Raw genomic sequence first — 17,784 nt, forward strand, 5'->3', positions numbered from 1 at the left:
TATACGTATCTGTCGAGATCCTCACCATGCATGCAAGCAAGTATCACATTAATACGCTCAAAGAAGCCCCCACGGAAGCCGAAGTAGCAAGCCATCAGCTCATGACACGCGCCGGCATGGTCCGCAAGGCGGCCGGCGGCATATACACCTATATGCCGCTAGGCCTGAAGGTGTTGCGCAAGATAGAAAACATCGTCCGCGAAGAAATGGATCGCGCGGGCGCAATCGAGCTGCTCATGCCGGTCGTGCAGCCGGCCGAGCTCTGGATGGAATCCGGGCGCTGGGAACAATATGGTGCCGAATTGCTGCGCATCAAGGATCGCCATCAGCGCGACTTCGTGCTGCAACCCACGTCTGAAGAAGTCATCACCGACATTGCCCGCAACGAGATCCACAGCTGGCGTCAGCTGCCACTGAATTTCTATCACATACAAACCAAGTTCCGTGACGAACGTCGTCCTCGTTTCGGCCTGATGCGCGGGCGCGAATTCACCATGAAGGACGCCTATTCCTTTGACCGTGACGAAGACTCGGCGCAGGCCAGCTACGATGCGATGTTCAACGCCTACATGCGCATCTTTGAACGCCTGGGCCTGACCTTTCGCGCCGTTGCGGCCGACACAGGGTCGATAGGCGGGTCTCGCAGCCACGAATTCCAGGTGATTGCCGACACCGGTGAAGACCTGATCGTATACAACCCCGACACACAGTACGCGGCCAACATCGAGCTTGCTGAAGCGCCCTGCCTGATTCCAGAACGTGGCGCGGCAACCGAAGAACTGGTCAAGACCCCAACGCCCAACGCACCCAAATGCGAGCTGGTTGCCGAACAACTGGGCAAGCCGCTGTCTGACACCGTCAAGTCCATCGTTCTTGCCACCGAGAACCCCGACGAACCCTCACAGGTCACCATCTGGCTGCTATTGCTGCGCGGCGACCACGAATTGAATGAAATCAAGACGGGCAAACTTGAAGGCTTCGAGAACGGTTATCGCTTTGCTACCGAAGCCGAGATTCTGGACACCTTCGGCTGCATCCCGGGCTACCTGGGACCGGTGAATACCGTCAAACCCGTTACCGTCATTGCCGACCACACCGTCGCCAACATGAGCAACTTCATTTGTGGCGCCAATACCGAAGACTTTCACTACACCGGGGTCAACTGGGGCCGCGACCTGCCCGAACCCAAGGTAGCCGACCTGCGCAATGTCGTAGCCGGTGACCCCGACCCGCAAGGCGGCCAGCTGGCCATACAGCGCGGGATCGAAGTCGGCCATGTTTTCTTCCTGGGCGACAAATACTCCAAAGCATTGAATGCAACGTTTTTGGGCACCGACGGCAAGCCCGCCTTGCTGCAAATGGGCTGCTACGGCATAGGAATCAGCCGCATCGCTGCCGCCGCCATAGAACAATGCCACGATGAAAAAGGCATTATCTGGCCTAAATCCATCGCCCCCTTCCAGGTTGTGATCTGCCCCATGGGATGGAGTAAAAGTGAAACAGTTCGCAACACGGCGGAACAGTTGTACCAGAGCCTGCAGACGCAAGGCGTGGAAGTCATGCTCGATGACCGGGACGTACGCCCCGGCATCATGTTCGCCGACTGGGAGCTGATTGGCGTACCCCTGCGCATCACGGTCGGGGATCGTGGCCTGAAAGACGGTATTGTCGAGATTCAGACCCGCCGCCAGGAGACCGCCGACAAGATCGCCGTTTCCGATGCTGCTGTTTATGCACTTGAGCAGCTGAGCGCCCTCTAGCAGGCAAAAATCCGCCCGCTGCCGGCCTACCTGAACCGGCGCGGGTAAATGCACGAAGCAACCGGACGATGTCACACCACTTAACGAAAGACATGCCTACAGACACAAGCAAACCGTTTTTCCAGCTGGATATTCGCGTATATTACGAAGACACCGACGCAGGCGGCGTCATGTACTACGCCAACTATCTGAAGTTTTTCGAAAGAGGCCGGACAGAATGGCTGCGGCGCCTGGGTGTGGATCAGTCAACCTACGCAACGCAAAAGCGCCGACTATTCGTAGTAAAAAACCTTGAAATACAATACCGCAAACCTGCCAGGCTCGACGATTTACTGGTCATACACAGCACAATCACCCGGGTTGGCCCTGCTTCCATCAGTTTCCAGCAATCGGCCCTGCGCGACGGGGAACTGTTATGTGAAAGCAGTATCCAAGTCTGCTGCGTCGACGCTGACACCATGCAACCTGTTGCAATGACCCCTGAACTCAGCAACCTACTGAAAAAGGCCAAGAACTAACCATGCAAGCTTCTAGCGATCTGTCGCTGATTACCTTACTGCTCGATGCCAGCATTCCCGTGCAATTCGTCATGCTCGTCTTGCTGGGCATTTCGATTTTGTCGTGGGCATATATTTTCAGCAAACGCGCTGCCCTGAAACGCGCCAATGAACAGACCCGCCGATTTGAAGATGATTTCTGGGCTGGCGGTGATCTGTCAGTGTTGCAGCAAGCCATTGCCACACGCCGCGCCGAGCACGGCGCCCTGGCCCGCATATTCGATGCGGGCATGACTGAATTCATCAAGGCACGCCGAAACAGCAGCAGTAGCGACGCCGTGCTTGACGGGCCACGCCGGGCCATGCGCGCTACCTATCAGCGCGAAATGGACAGCCTGGAGTCGCACCTGAACTTCCTGGCGTCAGCCGGTTCGGTCAGCCCGTACATCGGCCTGCTTGGTACTGTCTGGGGCATCATGCACGCCTTTATCGGCCTGTCTTCCATGCAACAGGCGACATTGTCCGCAGTGGCTCCTGGCATTGCCGAAGCCCTGATTGCCACAGCCATAGGCCTGTTCGCAGCCATTCCGGCCGTTATCGCCTACAACCGCTACACCAACGAAATCGACCGGCTCTCCATTCGTTTCGACAGTTTCATCGACGAATTCCTGAATATCTTGCAACGTCAGGTGCGCTAATGCCTTCCGTTCGTGGCGGCACTGGCCGCAATCGTCGTCTGAAAAATGAGATTAATGTGGTGCCATACATCGACGTGATGCTGGTGCTGCTGGTCATCTTTATGGTCACCGCGCCCATGATTACGCCGGGGCTCATCGAGCTGCCGTCGGTGGGCCAGGCCTCCGAGGTTCAAGCCAAACCTGTCGAAGTGCAGGTCAGTGAAGACGGAAAAATTGCGCTGCGCGTACGTGATGCCGGCGCAGAATTCGTCGAAATCAATAGTGAAAGTCTGGTCAACGAAGTCCAAAGCCGAATGACCGCCGACACGCCGGTGGTCATAGCAGCCGACGGACGCGTTCCCTACGAGACCGTCATGAAAGTCATGGATCAGCTGCGCAGCAGCGGCGTCACTCGTCTGGGCCTGCTGGTCGATCAGCAACCCAATACCCCGGCGCAAGCAAACTAGGTGAAACTGGCGGGCCAGGCACAGGCTGCCCGCCCGATATGCAATCGAATGAAGCGAATCAAGAATCTTATGGGCAGAACGTCAGAGCTAACCCCCGAGCAGCGTGATGACCGCCGCGGGTTGGTGTATGCCGGCGCAATACATGCCGCCTTGTTCGCTTTCATGCTGCTGAGCTTTATTGCCGCGCCCAAGAGTCCAAATCCGGTACAGATCGAACTGTGGGCAGACGGCACCACACCCACAGCTGCCGAGCCGGATGTGACAGGAGAGGAAGTTACCGAGCCCGATGTCACCCCTAGCGAGCCGGAGTCAGAACCGGAACCGGAACCGGAGCCTCAGCCTGAACCTCAGCCCGAGTCGCAGCCCGAACCACCACAACCCGAGCCCCAACCGGAACCTGAGCCAGAACCTGCTCCGGCCGCGACTGAGCAAACGCCATCACCCGAAGCCGAGCCATTGCCCGAGCCCGAGGTCGATCCCGACATCGCCCTGGAAGAAGCACGCAAGAAACGCGAACAGGAAGAAGAGGCTGCCAGACTAGCCGCTGCTGCTGCTGCCGAGAAGGCTGCTGCCGAGAAGGCCGCTGCTGAGAAGGCCGCTGCCGAGAAGGCTGCTGCTGAGAAGGCCGCTGCCGAGAAGGCTGCTGCCGAGAAAGCCGCTGCTGAGAAAGCCGCTGCTGAGAAAGCCGCTGCCGAGAAAGCCGCTGCCGAGAAGGCCGCTGCCGAGAAAGCCGCTGCCGAGAAAGCTGCTGCTGAGAAAGCTGCTGCTGAGAAAGCTGCTGCTGAGAAAGCTGCTGCTGAGAAAGCTGCTGCTGAGAAAGCTGCTGCTGAGAAAGCCGCTGCCGAGAAGGCCGCTGCCGAGAAAGCTGCTGCTGAGAAAGCTGCTGCCGAGAAAGCTGCTGCCGAGAAGGCGGCTGCCGAAAAAGCTGCAGCAGAGAAGAAAGCCGCAGAGAAGAAAGCTGCTGCTGAAAAAGCCGCGGCTGAAAAGAAAGCTGCCGCCGCGAAGGCCGCTGCCGAGAAGAAAGCCGCCGCAGAAAAGGCTGCCAAGCTCAAGGCTCTGCGCGAAGCCATGCACGGCGATGCGCTGGGAGCCGCCGGCATTCCGGGCGGTACAGCCAACCGTAACCAAACCGGCGGCGGAGGCGGAGATGGAGGCTATGCTGCCAAAGTCCGTGCTTGCGTACGCCCGCGTGTAATTTATAACGTGCCACCCCGCCAAGGTTCAGCCAACCCGACAGTACAATACCGGGTAAAACTGAAATCGGATGGCACGGTGGAAAATGTAAGCATACGCCACTCCTCAGGGAACCAGCGCTTTGATAGCGCGGTCCAAAAGGGGATTCAGGCCTGCTCGCCCTTCCCGAAACCATCTTCAGGCAAATACCCCTCGTCTATCGAAGGCGACTACCGAATGTACGATTAGGAGATCACAGATATGACAGCCGTCACTCCAGCAAAAAACGCCGCACATTGGCGCGCCTGGATACTGGGACTACTTGTGCTGACAATCAGTCTTGTCGCAGCACGCCCGTCCCAGGCCCAGCTACGGGTCGATATATCGGGGGTGGGTGCAACCCAGTATCCCATTGCCATCGCTGATTTCTCGGGTGACGCCGGTGGCCAGACCATCGGCGAAGTAATAAGGGCCGACCTGACCCGTTCCGGCCAGTTTCGCCTGATCAACGCCACAGGCAGCAACCTGAACGCCGAGAGTTCCATTGCGCACGAGGAATGGCGCGGCCGTGGTGCTGATTACCTGGCTTATGGCTCCATCAGCCAATCCGGCGGTCAGTACAACGTCAGTTACCGGCTTGTAGACACTGTGCGCAAGACCCAGCTCGACGGTGTGGCGTTTTCCGGCACCGAAAAAGAACTGCGCCGCATATCGCACCAGATTGCTGATCGTATCTACGAAAAGATCACCGGCGTGCGCGGTGTGTTCTCTACACGCCTGGCCTATGTGTTGCAGACAGGCAACACATATGAGTTACAAATTGCAGACGCAGACGGCCAGAACCCACAGGTCATGCTGCGCTCCAAGGAGTCGATCATCTCGCCAGCCTGGTCGCCTGACGGCAAGCGGTTGGCCTACGTGAGTTTCGAAACCGGCAAGCCAGTTGTGTATGTACAAACGCTCGCCACCGGACAACGTGTACCGCTCGCCAATTTCAAGGGCAATAACAGCGCCCCGGCGTGGTCGCCCGATGGCCAGAACCTGGCTATCGTACTGTCACGCGACGGTATTTCCCAAATCTACACCATCAATGCCGATGGCTCCGGCCTGCGCCGCGTAATGCGCTCGCCGCTTATCGACACCGAACCTCAGTACACAGCCGATGGTGGATCACTGGTTTTCACCAGCGACCGCGGCGGCAGCCCTCACATATACAAGGTCCCCGTCGGCGGCGGTGACGCTCAGCGTATTACCTTCAACGGCAGTTACAATATCTCACCTGCCATCTCGCCAGATGGAAACAGCCTGGTGTACGTTACAAGAAGGAATGGTGCTTTCCGTATTGCATTACAAAACATGGGAACCGGTTCAGAACAGTTGCTAACAGCCGGCCCCGATGATGAGTCACCAAGTTTTGCACCCAACGGAATGCAAATCCTTTATAGTTCTGTACAAGGTGGTCGCAGTGTTTTAGCCGTTACTTCTGTCGACGGTCGTGTCCGCCAAACACTATCAGCGCTTAACGGCAAGGTACGCGAACCAACCTGGGGACCATTCACCAATTAACTTAAGTGTGACTCTACTTTAAAGGAATCTTAATGAGCTCGCGCATCGCAAAAAGCCTTACCATCGCCGCATTTGCAGCTACTTTGGCTGCATGTAGTTCGGTACCTCTCGATCAGTCTGGCACTTCAGGCTCGACCGGCGGCTCCGACTCGGCCAGCGCAGGGCAGGTCATGGACCCATTCAACCCGCAAAGCCCGCTCGCACAACAGCGTTCGGTCTATTTCGACTTTGACAGCTACAGCGTACCTGACCAGTACCGCAGTCTTGTCGAAATGCACGCGTCATACCTGGCCAGCCACGCACAGCAAAAAGTCCTCATCGAAGGCAATGCTGACGCGCGCGGCGGCTCCGAATACAACCTGGCCCTGGGCCAGCGTCGCTCGGAAGCCGTCAGCCGCATGATGACCTTGCTTGGCGTTAACAGCAGTCAAATCGAAGCTATCAGCTTCGGCAAGGAACGACCCAGGGCTCTGGGCAACACCGAAGCCGACTATGCTGAAAACCGTCGTGCCGATATCGTGTATCAGCGTTAATTCTGAACACGTGTCACACTAACGCCGTGGCGGCTGACGCCGCGGCGTTTTTTATTTGAACGGAAGACAAAAATGAGCGTACCCACCCAGCCACTGCGCATTGCGCTGCTTACCGCGACCCTTGCCCTGTCGGCCGCCTTTACAGCACCTGCGCAGGCATTTTCTGACGATGAAGCGCGTCGTGCCATACTCGAATTGCGCGAGCAGGTTAACCGCGAGGCGGCCCAGAACCGGCAGGCACGTTTGCAACTGGCCGACCAAATGGAAGCCATGCAGCACGAAATGGCACGGCTACGTGGACAACTTGAGCAACTGAACTGGCAAGCTGACCTGCAGCAACGCGCCAGCCAGGATCAGACAGGCGGCAATTCCACACAAGTCGCCGATCCCCAGGAGCAGGCGGCTTACGAAGGCCCCATGGGCCTGTTCCGTAGCGGCAAATACAAAGAAGCAGCCGCCAGCTTTGACGATTTCCTGCAGGCCTATCCCAACAGCCAGCTGGCCCCCGAGGCACGCTTCTATCAAGGCAGCAGCCGATACGCCAGCAAAGACTTCAAGGGCTCCATACAGGGGCTGCAGTCCATGGTCCAGGCCACGCCGCAAGATCCTCGCGCACCCGACGCGCTGCTGGTCATAGCGGCCAGCCAGATCGAGCTTGGAAATCTGGCGGGCGCCAAGTCCAGTCTTCAGAAAATCGTCAAAGACTACCCCAACACATCGGCTGCCGAGACAGCAAAAAGCCGTTTACAGCTTCTATAAATAAAGTGCATCAGGAAATTCACGCGGGGGGCAAGAACCACCCCCTGCACTACGTTCAGACCGGAAATGGCGCAACCCTGCTGCTGATACATGGTTCACTATGTGATTATCGATATTGGCGCTGGCAGTTACCCGCCCTGAGCCAGGATTACCGCGTTATCGCGCCCAGCTTGCGAGGCTGCTGGCCCGAGGCCCTTACCCGGGAAGACGATTCTTACAGCATTGCCCGGCACGTCAGCGATCTGCAGGCCCTTATTCAAGAGACCAGCCCCGCCCGGCCCGTACACGTGCTTGGGCATTCCCGCGGCGCACAGGTTGCCCTGCAGCTGGCAGCAAACGCCCCGGAAGCGGTACGCAGCCTTATTCTGGCAGACCCTGGTTTTCGCTTCGAGAACGAGCCGCCTGCAGCCGCCTTCCACACCAGGGTGGTAGACCGGCTCCGGCAAGGCGACGTTGAGGAAGCACTGGCAGACTTCATAGACAGCGTCAACGCGCCCAATACCTGGCGGCATATGGTGGGCTGGTTCAAAACCATGGTCAAGGATAACGCCTACACACTGCTGTCGCAGGTGCATGAAATCAATCTGCCCGTAAAAATGGACGATGCCACAAGCCTGCAGTGTCCGGTATTGCTGATAGGCGGCGCCAATAGTCCGTCGCGCTATGGCAGCAGGATAGACAGGCTGGAACAAGCCATCACACAGGCTGAACGGGTAACCATTCCATTGGCTTCACATGGAATGAATCTGGGCAACCCCAAAGCCTTCAATCAGGCGGTGCTTGATTTTCTGAACCAGGTGGAGCACTAAGGCCCCGACACGTTGCCCCGCCGTTGCGCGCGCTGCATTCAGCATGGCAGCGCACCGCAACAAGAGGGTTAATGCGCGCGAGTATTGGCAGGCTTCACTTCGCATTGCGCACTGGCTTTCTCGCCCGTGTCGAACAGGAAATCCATGGCGACCTGGCTGCCAACGGCGGGCACCGTTTTTGCCTGCTCCAGCATAGCGTGATAGCCGCCAGGTTTGAACTCGAGTTCGCCACCGGCAGGAATGGCAATGTCGTGAGTTTCCGACATTCTGCTCATGCCATCGTGATTAGTGGTCTGGTGCAGCATGACCATGCCGTAAACAGGCGATACCGCGGCCTGCAGCTTGACTTCCTTGCTGCCGTTGTTGGTAACCAGGAAATATCCTGCAGACGGAGCAGGCGCCGGCAACGAGCGGATCCAGCAGGCCGACACCTGTATGGAGTCGGACAGCCTGGCCTGATCAGCGCGCGCCTGCATGTCTTGCCCGCCCGCAGCGTGGGCATGGCCGTGTTGCTTGGCATGATCGGCGTGGGCAAAGGCGACACTGCTGAAGGCGACCAGACTGGCCAGAACGAATGTTTTCACGGAGGGCTCCTAGATTGACTAAATTGTACTGTGGCAAACCTGCCTGGCGGCACGGCACAACACCGGGCTTGCATCGGTCTGTGCCTGCATTAACGTGTACCATGGAGCATAACTTATAACACCCTGCCTGCGCCCGACATGACACCCGCTACAACTGCAAAAATAAGTCTTTCTGACTTCAATCAATTGCTGGAAACACATCATCCATTTGCTGCGGTATTGGGTATCGAGATCCTGGAGATCGGCCACGGCACTTCCGTACTGCTGCTGGCCGACAACCGCTCGCATCAGCGCCTGGGCGGCATTGTGGCCGGCCCCATGCTGATGGGCCTGGCCGACCTGGCCTTGTACGCCGCCGTCGTGGGGGCAACCGGCAATGCCGAGGCAGTTACATCCAGCCTGAGCATCAATTTTTTGCGCAAAACCCCGCCTGGCGGTGTCGTGGCACGTGCAAATATACTAAAGACAGGCAGGCTGACCGCCGGAGAAGTTCTGCTTGAGCCAGCGGCAGGCGGTAGCCCGGTCGCCCAGGCCATCAGTACATGGGCCCTGCCTCGCAGCGCCTGAAGCGACCAACCAGCACAATGATATCGCCAGGCAACGCTTGCCATGCCAGGTTTTCTTTCCAACACGACCAAGGAACGAGCTTATGCACTACCGACGACTAGGCCGCAGCAACCTGAAAGTATCCTCTCTTTGTCTGGGCACCATGATGTTTGCCGACCAGACCGACCTGGCAGAAGCCAGGAACATGATCGCTTCGGCTCACGAGCATGGCATCAACTTTGTCGACACCGCCGATATCTACAGCAAAGGCGGCTCGGAAGAGATGCTGGGCCAGGTATTGGCGTCGAACCGTCATGACTGGGTGCTGGCCACCAAGCTGGGCAATGCCATGAGCCAGCAACCCAATCAGTCGCATTATTCACGCAACTGGATAATCAAGGAAATCGACAACAGCCTGCGCCGGCTGGGTACAGATCATATAGACATCCTGTACCTGCATCGCGACTTCCATGAGGAAAACCTTGAGGAAGCCATTCATACCCTGGGCGACATGATACGAGCCGGAAAAATTCGCGCCTTCGGGCTATCGAATTTCCGCGGTTGGCGTATCGCCGAAGTCGTGCACCTGTGCCGGCAACTTAACGTACCGGCGCCTGTGGCCTGCCAGCCGTACTACAACCTGCTTAACCGGAATCCCGAGGTGGAAATCCTGCCGGCCTGCAGTCACTACGGCCTGGGGGTGGTGCCTTACAGCCCCATCGCTCGCGGAGTGCTTACCGGCAAGTATCAACCCGGCCAGGCGCCCCAGGAAGGCAGCCGCGCCGGCCGAAACGACAAGCGCATTCTGGAAACCGAATTTCGTGAAGAATCGCTGCTGATTGCGCAGCAACTAAACGCACATTGCCAGGCACGCGGTGTAAAACCGGCCCATTTCGCAACGGCCTGGGTGCTTGCCAACAAACACGTCAGCGCGGTCATTGCCGGGCCACGCACCCTGGCACAGCTGGAAGACTACTATCCGGCTGTAGATCTGGAAATAAGCCCCGAAGAAGAGGCTCTGGTCGATAGCCTGGTCACCCCTGGGCACGCATCAACACCCGGCTACAACGATCCCCAGTATCCGTTTTTCGGGCGCTGATTCTCAGGCTATTGATAACCTGGCAAGCTTCTGTGCCAGCCATATACTTCACAGGGCGCCATGGCTGGAGGATTCAGCCATGGCGCCCAGCGCCGACCGTGGCAAGCAAACGCCTGCTTACTTGCCAGGCAGCTGCCCTGCCACACCCTGCACGTAGTAGTTCATCTTGTTCAAGCCGGCGTCGTCGAGCACGCCTGATTCAAGCTGAACCTTGCCTTGATTGTCGGTAATGGGCGCTGCAAACGGTGCAAGCGTGCCGGCAACAATCTCGGCCTGTTTTTCTTCCACCAGCTTCTTGACGTCATCAGGCAAGGCCGGACCGAAACCTTCAATTGCAGCCATGCCTGCCTTGATTCCGCCCCAGGTGCTGTCCGACTTCCAGGTGCCGTCGAGCACCTGCTGTGCGGCCTTCGTGAAGTATTTGCCCCAGTGATGGGTAACCGCTGCCAATTGCGCATTGGGCCCGAACTTGCTCATGTCGGAATGGTAGGCAATGGCGTATTTACCTTGCTCTTCAGCTGCCTGGACGGTAGCGGTCGAGTCGGTGTGATGCGTAACGATGTCGGCACCCTGCCCCATCAGGGCCAGCGCTGCGTCTCGCTCTTTGCCCGGATCAAACCAGCTGTTTACCCAGATGACGCGCACCTCGGCCTGCGGGTTCACACTGCGCATGCCCCGGGTAAAGGCATTGATACCCTGCAGCACTTCGGGAATGGGGAAAGCGCCCACGTAGCCAGCCACGTTCGACTTGGTCATCTTGCCGGCGATGATACCCGCAAGATAGCGTGCCTCGTAGAAACGCGAATTGGTCGTAGCCACATTGGGTGCTGTCTTGTAGCCTGTAGAGTGTACGAACTTCACGTCGGGAAACTGCTTGGCCACTTTCAGCGTGGGGTTCATATAGCCGAAAGACGTCGTGAAAATAAGCTTGTTGCCTTGCTGTGCAAGATCGCGAATGACGCGCTCGGCATCAGCGCCTTCAGGGACGTCTTCGACGTATGTGGTTTTGATCTTGTCGCCCAGGGCTTTTTCCATCTCTTTGCGGCCGATATCCTGCTGCCAGGTCCAGCCCGCTTCACCAATGGGGCTGACATAGACAAAGCCGATTTTCAGGGGTTCTTTTTCGGCAGCACCAACGGTGCCTGTAAAAGCCAGTGCGGGAATCAGGGCCGCCGCACAAAGCGCTTTCGATAGTATTTTTGCAGGCATGATTATCCTTACGTATTCGGGTTAAAGTTTTTACCAAGCGAAGCAGGCATGTTCAGCCTGATCCAGTTTGCGTTGCGTGAAATCAGGACCAGCACCAGAATCGTTGCAAGATACGGCAGCATGGAAAGCAGTTGCGATGCGATGGGCACGCCCAACGCCTGCATATGATAGGTAAGAATGGTGATTCCGCCAAACAAATATGCGCCAATCAGCACACGTCCGGGACGCCAGGTCGCAAAAGTGGTCAGTGCCAGCGCGATCCAACCGCGTCCGGCCACCATGTCCTCGACCCACATGGGCGTATACACCAGCGACATGAACGCGCCGGCCATGCCGCAACAAGCGCCGCCAAACAGCAGCGCCGCCAGGCGGATACGCCTTACGTCGTAGCCCAGCGAATGCGCCGATGACGGAGACTCGCCGACGGCACGCAAAACCAGGCCCGCCCGTGAGCGGTGCAGGAACCAGAAGATGCCCAAGCACAGCAGCAGCGACAAATACACCATGGGATGCTGGCTGAACAAGGCCTCGCCGACAAACGGGATGTCCTTGAGCAGGGGAATTCCGTAGCCACCCGATTTCAGGGTGTCACCCACATAGGAAATGCCGATGTAGGCCGAGGCGCCTGATCCGAACAGGGACAATGCCAGTCCGGTCGCAATCTGGTTGGCCCCCAGCCACACGGTCAGCCAGGCGAAGAACCCGGCCATGAACATGCCCGCCAGCGCGCCTGCTGCAAAGCCCAGGGTGATGCTGTCGGTGTGCACCGTGATGGCAAAGCCGACCACAGCGGCAACCAGCATCATGCCTTCGGCCCCCAGATTGATAACACCTGATTTCTCGTTGATCAGCAAGCCCAGTGCCGCCAGCATCAGGGGCGTGCCGGCATTGATGGCAGAAGCGATAAGCGGCGCCAGTGCATCCATTATTTTCTCCAGCGCAGTCGGTTATGGATCAGTACATCGCAGGCCAGCAGCGAGAACAGCAAAATGCCCTGAAAGATGCCGGTAATGGCGCTGGGCATGGCCAGGCGGCTTTGCGACAGTTCGCCACCGATGTACAGCAAGGCCATGATGAAGCTGGAAAAAATCACGCCTATGGGATGAAGGCGCCCCACGAAGGCGACAATGATGGCGGCAAATCCGTAGCCTGGTGAGACCGATGGCGTCAGCTGCCCTATGGGCCCCATGATTTCACTGGCACCGGCCAGGCCCGCCAGGGCACCCGATATGCACAGAACCGTCCAGAGGCTGCGACGCGAAGAGAAACCGGCGTATCGGGCTGCCCGGGGCGCCATGCCGCCGACCTGCAGCTTGAAACCGGAGAAGCTGCGCGACAGATAAAGCCAGCCTATGACTGCCGCAACCAAGGCCAGCACAATACCCAGGTGCAACCTTGTGCCCGGCAAGACTATGGGCAACAAAAAGCCATCGGAAAACAGCCGTGACTGGGGAAAACCAAAGCCATCGGGATCCATCATGACACCGTGCACCAGATAGCTGAGCAGAAGCTCGGCCACATACACCAGCATCAGCGAAACCAGAATTTCGTTGGCGTTGTAGCGGTCACGCAACCAGGCAGTGATTGCTGCCCACAGCATACCTCCGGCGGCACCAGCCAGCAGCGCCAGTGAGATCAACCAGAAACCACCATTGGTTTCATTGTCAAAGTACAGGATCACGGCGCCAGCCGAAATGGCACCCACCACCAGTTGCCCTTCTGCACCGATATTGAAGACGCTGGCACGGAAACACATGGCCAGGCCCACGGAAATCAGCAGCAATGGTGCGACCTTGACACCTACTTCAGACCAGCCGCGCAAATCCTTGAGCGGTTCAAGAAAGAAAACGGCCAGACTGGCGAAAGGGTCCTTGCCCACAGCAAGAAACAAAACAAAGCCGCATGCCATGGTCAGCAACACCGCCAGGACAGGCGATAGCCATGACATCCATACCGAAGGCTGCGCGCGCGGTTCCAGCTTAAGCATGTGCAGACTCCGCAGCCAACGGCTCGTTGCCGGCCCACAGGCCGCTCATCCATTGTCCGATCAGGTCGAGGTCAGCCTCCGTGGTCTTGATGGACGGTGAAACCCTGCCCTTGGCGATGACGACCAGCCGGTCGGATATCTGAAACAGCTCGTCGAGCTCTTCGGAGATGACCAGAACCGCACAGCCCTCATCACGCAAGGCCAACAGCTCGGATCGAATCTGGGCAGCCGCACCGACATCGACACCCCAGGTTGGTTGCGCCACCAATAACACCCTGGGCTTGCGCAAGACCTCGCGGCCGATAATATATTTTTGCAGATTGCCGCCCGACAGGCTGTCCGCCCGTGCCTGGTCACCATGGGCCTTGACCCGGAAACGTTCAATAATTTCGGCAGCCAGTCGTTTTATGGCACCCATGCGTATAAAGCCTTGCCTGACGGTGGCATCGCCCTGGTGGGACAGCAGAATGTTATGGGCCAGTGAAAGTTCAGGAACCGCACCGCGCCCCAGGCGCTCTTCGGGCACAAACGCCAGCCCGCGCGCACGACGCCAGGCTGTTGAGCGTCGGCCTACAGACACGTCGTCGAGCAGGACGGTTTCAGCCTCAACCCGGGTATCTTCGCCCGAGAGCACCGCCAGCAGCTCTTGCTGCCCGTTGCCCGAAATCCCGGCCACACCAAGGATTTCACCGGCATGGACATCGAAATCTATATTCGAAAGCTCTGTGGCAAAAGGATGAGCCTTGGGCAGAGACAGCGAACGCACGGACAGCACTGCCTTGCCGGGCGGCGTCTGCCTGTGGGTGACGGCCGGCGGCTCTGCACCAATCATCAAGCGCGACAGGCTTGCATCGGTTTGCTCGCGCGGGTCGCAAACACCCGTAACTTTGCCACCACGCATGACGGTGCAGCTGTCGCACAGCGCACGTATCTCGTCGAGCTTATGGCTGATATAAAGAATGCTGCACCCCTCGGACGCCAGCTGACGCAGCGTCTCGAACAGCTTGTTCACTGCCTGAGGTGTCAGTACTGAAGTGGGCTCATCAAGAATGAGCAACTGCGGCTTGCCCAGCAAGGCACGGACAATTTCCACTCGCTGGCATTCACCAACGGACAAGGTATGCACATGCCGCGAGGGCTCGAGATCAAGTCCGTACTGACTGGCGGTTTGGGCAATACGATGCTCAAGCTCTTTGAGCCGTGTGTCGGCCGGCAGACCCAGCGCAATGTTTTCTGTGACCGTGAGGGTGTCGAACAGGGAAAAATGCTGGAAGACCATGCCGATGCCAAGCTGGCGTGCCGCAGCGGGACTGCTTATGCTGACTTCCTGTCCGTTCCAGAGCATTTGTCCGGAGTCGGGCGAAGTGACTCCGTAGATAATCTTCATGAGCGTGGACTTGCCCGCGCCATTTTCGCCCAGAACAGCATGGATTTGCCCTGCTTGCACCGTCAAATCGACGCCATCGTTGGCAACCACGGCCGGATAACGCTTTGAGATATTTTTAAGTGCAAGTCGAGGAGTCATTTATTCTCTTTATGCTGCCCACACATGGCACAGGCGAACCCGCACCGAAAATTCTACCGTTAAACCGGCCATTTTCCGCAAGGGGATAACCCTAGTGCATGAACCACGCACCATTGCCCGGGCACGCCATCCGGCTATCGTTGGCCCAATGCCTTCTCTATCTTTTTGTCGGTTTTATATTGGCTTAAGGCGTAGACAGCCCAGATGGTGGCGGGGATCCAGCCTATCAGCGTAATTTGAAGCACCAGGCAGATGATGCCCGCTATCGGACGCCCGATGGTGAAAAACGTCAGCCAAGGCAGTATAAGGGCAATGATCAAGCGCATGATTTTTTCGCCAAATTGATGTAAAGCCCGCTATTCTAACCCACAGCTTTCCTATGGATTAGACTGCATGGACGGCCAGTTCTCGCGATTCACGTCATCGCCGGCCTTATCATGTTGGTTTCCCGATTTTGCCTTGTCCGGCTGTTTCCCGCCCTTGGTACCCGTCTTTCCACCCAATGACGTACAACCGGTCGCTTCATCGGTTCCTACATTAAGCAAAGGCAACAGCGCAGCAAACGGTGTGGCCACCACACCCAGCACCACGGCCGTCCCGGCCCTGGCCAGCAAAGGCCCTGTTTCAACGCCGACATCCGGATTCTTGAAAGTCCCTCGTGCATACAAAGGCGAGCGCAGCGTAAAGATGCGTACGGTTTTGTTGGCGGGCTGAATATCCAGATCAATTTCTTCCTTGGCCAGATTAACGGTGCCGCTGACATCGACGATGGTATCGTCAGTCTCCAGCCGAAAGGTTCTGGCTGTCATGACGCCGTGCTTCACGCCAAAGTCGCTGACCAGGCAGTTCAGCACGATCTGCTCATCACCAAAGAGCTTCAGTATCACCATATTGGCCACGTTCAGGCCGGCGGCCTCAAGCAGGAAACTGCTGATGGTGCCGCGACTGACCGCCGCATTGATGTCACCGTTCGAGTGCGCCAGCAACTCAGCCACCGATCGCCCTTGCGCAGTGAGGTTGGCGTCACCGTGCACCTCACCAAAACTCGCATCCATGCTTTCGGCGCCTGGAAACAGCTGCTTGAGCTTCATGTGGCGGGCGGAGGTTTTTAGATCAGCCCTGATGCTGGGCCCTTGCCCGTTCAGTTTGAGCGTATTGCTCAGGGTGCCACCCGCCATGCCGAAATTAAGCGGTGTGAACGAGAGCACCTTGTTGTCCAGCTGGACATGGGCCTCGATGTTATCCAGAGGCAAGTCCTTGTCCCGCAGGATGCGCTCGCCCTTGAACCTGACGTCGGCGTCCATGACGCCCCAGCTCTCGGTGTTGAACTCAGCTACGGGCAAAGCCTTGTCGGCCGGCTGCGCAGGTGACTCGGCCGAATTCCCTTTCGATTTGACATCGCTGGTGTCAGCACCAATCAGCGGCCCCAGGTCCTTCAGCCGCAAGAGCTTCGACTCAAGTGAACCGGTCAGCAAAGCCCTGGGCTCGCGCACCTGGTATACCAGCGTACCCTGCAGGTCGCTCTTGCCGACCGTGCCCGTAAATGACTCATAGCGCCAGGTATCATCGCCCTCAAGCTCACCCACAAGATGCCCTTTGGTCCGGTATGGCGGCGTGTTCGGCAAGGCCACGCCCAGCAAGGGATAGAGGTCGGCCATGGTGTCGCCGGCCAGCGTGAGGTTCACATCCAGCTTCGCAATATTCTGCGGCCTGAGCACCGAGCCCTCGAGCTCTATGGTGGTCGTACCCATGCGCATCTTGCCCTGCAGGGGGAATGGCTCGCTGCCATTGCGCAGCGACAGCAGCCCGCCCATCTTGCCGTCTCCGGCGACCTTGCCGTCGCGGTACGAGCCCTCGGCCTTCCACCCTATGCCGTAGCCGTCGGCACCTTGCTCTGGCAAAGTGTCCAGGTCTGCTTTCATATCAAGCTCGGTGACCGCATCCGTTACCTGCGCCCGCACCTCGTCAAGCGACAAAGTCTGCAAATCGACTTTCCACGCGGATGGCTCCGTTTTCGCATCCTGGGACAGATTCCAGTTGGCCTTCCCATCGGCCTGGCGTTGCAGCAACAACTCGGCCTGGCCTATATGCAGGCTGGCTATCTCGATAGTGTGGTCAAGCAAGGGAAGAGGATTGAGCAGCAGGCTCAGGTGCGAAATACTGGCCATGGTTTGCTGTTCGGCAAGCCATGCGGGATTTTCGACGACGATATCGTTGGCCGAGATTTGCGGCCAGGGCAGCCAGCCGCGCCAGCCCGGCTCATTTTCGGGCCTGATCCATTGGACATCCAGATCACCCTGTATGGCAACCGGGCGGTTGGCCAGTTCGCTGGCCTGGCGGTTAATCCAGGGTCGCGCGTGGTTCCAGTCGGCAAACGCCAGCAATGCCACAAGCAAAACCAGCGGGAGAATCAGCCCCAGGCACAGCCCCAATATGATTTTGATGTAGCGCGGCATCGTCATCACCCCATTGTCTGTCACCTGGCCCGCGACAGGACGGGCCGGGTTTCATTCATTGTAGGCGTGCCGGCACGCTGGCAATGCAACTTGAAAATACCAATTGCAACCAGCCGCAGGGCAGTCGCCCTGCGTAA

The 17,784-nt window shown here is 58.0% G+C and carries 18 protein-coding genes; 11 read left to right on the forward strand and 7 right to left on the reverse strand.

From position 1 onward, the window contains the following. Positions 1–26 precede the first annotated feature (26 nt). The 9 genes from LKR43_RS11100 to LKR43_RS11140 all read left to right on the forward strand — a co-directional run bounded on the left by LKR43_RS11100 (position 27) and on the right by LKR43_RS11140 (position 8,241). Positions 27–1,760 (forward strand): proline--tRNA ligase, encoded by a 1,734-nt coding sequence (locus LKR43_RS11100; RefSeq protein WP_227684130.1) that lies wholly within the window; start codon positions 27–29, stop codon positions 1,758–1,760. A gap of 92 nt (positions 1,761–1,852) precedes the next feature. Further along, positions 1,853–2,278 carry a tol-pal system-associated acyl-CoA thioesterase gene (gene ybgC, locus LKR43_RS11105; RefSeq protein ID WP_227684131.1) on the forward strand — a complete coding sequence of 142 codons (426 nt, stop codon included), beginning with the start codon at positions 1,853–1,855 and terminating at the stop codon, positions 2,276–2,278. A gap of 2 nt (positions 2,279–2,280) precedes the next feature. Next, positions 2,281–2,955: a protein TolQ gene (gene tolQ, locus LKR43_RS11110; RefSeq protein ID WP_227684132.1), complete on the forward strand. Its 675-nt coding sequence runs from the start codon at positions 2,281–2,283 to the stop codon at positions 2,953–2,955. Then, positions 2,955–3,401 carry a protein TolR gene (gene tolR / locus LKR43_RS11115; protein WP_227684133.1) on the forward strand — a complete coding sequence of 149 codons (447 nt, stop codon included), beginning with the start codon at positions 2,955–2,957 and terminating at the stop codon, positions 3,399–3,401. The genes tolQ and tolR overlap by 1 nt, the downstream gene beginning before the upstream one ends. A 48-nt stretch (positions 3,402–3,449) precedes the next feature. Next, positions 3,450–4,823 carry a cell envelope integrity protein TolA gene (gene tolA / locus LKR43_RS11120; RefSeq protein WP_227684134.1) on the forward strand — a complete coding sequence of 458 codons (1,374 nt, stop codon included), beginning with the start codon at positions 3,450–3,452 and terminating at the stop codon, positions 4,821–4,823. A gap of 12 nt (positions 4,824–4,835) precedes the next feature. Beyond that, positions 4,836–6,140, forward strand: coding sequence for a Tol-Pal system beta propeller repeat protein TolB (tolB, locus tag LKR43_RS11125; protein WP_227684135.1), 1,305 nt, complete (start codon positions 4,836–4,838; stop codon positions 6,138–6,140). A 32-nt stretch (positions 6,141–6,172) separates the two neighbouring features. Further along, positions 6,173–6,673 carry a peptidoglycan-associated lipoprotein Pal gene (pal, locus tag LKR43_RS11130; protein ID WP_227684136.1) on the forward strand — a complete coding sequence of 167 codons (501 nt, stop codon included), beginning with the start codon at positions 6,173–6,175 and terminating at the stop codon, positions 6,671–6,673. 72 nt (positions 6,674–6,745) lie between these two features. Beyond that, positions 6,746–7,432: a tol-pal system protein YbgF gene (ybgF, locus tag LKR43_RS11135; RefSeq protein WP_227684137.1), complete on the forward strand. Its 687-nt coding sequence runs from the start codon at positions 6,746–6,748 to the stop codon at positions 7,430–7,432. A gap of 5 nt (positions 7,433–7,437) precedes the next feature. Beyond that, positions 7,438–8,241: an alpha/beta fold hydrolase gene (locus tag LKR43_RS11140; protein ID WP_227684138.1), complete on the forward strand. Its 804-nt coding sequence runs from the start codon at positions 7,438–7,440 to the stop codon at positions 8,239–8,241. 68 nt (positions 8,242–8,309) lie between these two features. On the opposite strand, the gene LKR43_RS11145 is transcribed toward LKR43_RS11140, so the two are convergent. Then, positions 8,310–8,825 (reverse strand): copper chaperone PCu(A)C, encoded by a 516-nt coding sequence (locus LKR43_RS11145; protein WP_227684139.1) that lies wholly within the window; start codon positions 8,823–8,825, stop codon positions 8,310–8,312. A gap of 138 nt (positions 8,826–8,963) precedes the next feature. Between LKR43_RS11145 and LKR43_RS11150 the strand changes: the two genes are divergently transcribed. Together LKR43_RS11150 and LKR43_RS11155 are read left to right on the forward strand one after the other, a co-directional pair. Further along, entirely contained in the window at positions 8,964–9,392 is a 429-nt protein-coding gene (locus tag LKR43_RS11150) for a PaaI family thioesterase (protein WP_227684140.1), read from the forward strand. An 82-nt stretch (positions 9,393–9,474) separates the two neighbouring features. Beyond that, the gene (locus LKR43_RS11155) at positions 9,475–10,470 is read left to right on the forward strand and encodes an aldo/keto reductase (protein ID WP_227684141.1); all 996 of its coding nucleotides are present in this window, start codon (positions 9,475–9,477) and stop codon (positions 10,468–10,470) included. A gap of 117 nt (positions 10,471–10,587) precedes the next feature. On the opposite strand, the gene LKR43_RS11160 is transcribed toward LKR43_RS11155, so the two are convergent. The 6 genes from LKR43_RS11160 to LKR43_RS11185 form a co-directional block, all read right to left on the reverse strand. After that, complete coding sequence (locus tag LKR43_RS11160; RefSeq protein ID WP_227684142.1) at positions 10,588–11,679, reverse strand: BMP family ABC transporter substrate-binding protein; 1,092 nt, start codon at positions 11,677–11,679, stop codon at positions 10,588–10,590. Between the two features lie 8 nt (positions 11,680–11,687). Further along, the gene (locus tag LKR43_RS11165; protein WP_227684143.1) at positions 11,688–12,605 is read right to left on the reverse strand and encodes an ABC transporter permease; all 918 of its coding nucleotides are present in this window, start codon (positions 12,603–12,605) and stop codon (positions 11,688–11,690) included. Then, on the reverse strand, positions 12,605–13,666 hold the full coding sequence (locus tag LKR43_RS11170) for an ABC transporter permease (protein ID WP_227684144.1): 1,062 nt from the start codon (positions 13,664–13,666) through the stop codon (positions 12,605–12,607). The genes LKR43_RS11165 and LKR43_RS11170 overlap by 1 nt, the downstream gene beginning before the upstream one ends. Then, a complete protein-coding gene (locus LKR43_RS11175; protein WP_227684145.1) occupies positions 13,659–15,191 on the reverse strand; it encodes an ABC transporter ATP-binding protein in 1,533 nt (510 codons plus the stop codon). Before LKR43_RS11175 ends, LKR43_RS11170 begins: the two co-directional genes overlap by 8 nt. 134 nt (positions 15,192–15,325) lie before the next feature. Then, complete coding sequence (locus LKR43_RS11180) at positions 15,326–15,517, reverse strand: YqaE/Pmp3 family membrane protein (RefSeq protein ID WP_227684146.1); 192 nt, start codon at positions 15,515–15,517, stop codon at positions 15,326–15,328. Between the two features lie 51 nt (positions 15,518–15,568). Beyond that, complete coding sequence (locus tag LKR43_RS11185) at positions 15,569–17,647, reverse strand: AsmA family protein (RefSeq protein ID WP_227684147.1); 2,079 nt, start codon at positions 17,645–17,647, stop codon at positions 15,569–15,571. Positions 17,648–17,784 lie beyond the last annotated feature (137 nt).

This window comes from Pusillimonas sp. MFBS29, from assembly GCF_020687695.1.
Lineage (GTDB): Bacteria > Pseudomonadota > Gammaproteobacteria > Burkholderiales > Burkholderiaceae_B > Pusillimonas_C.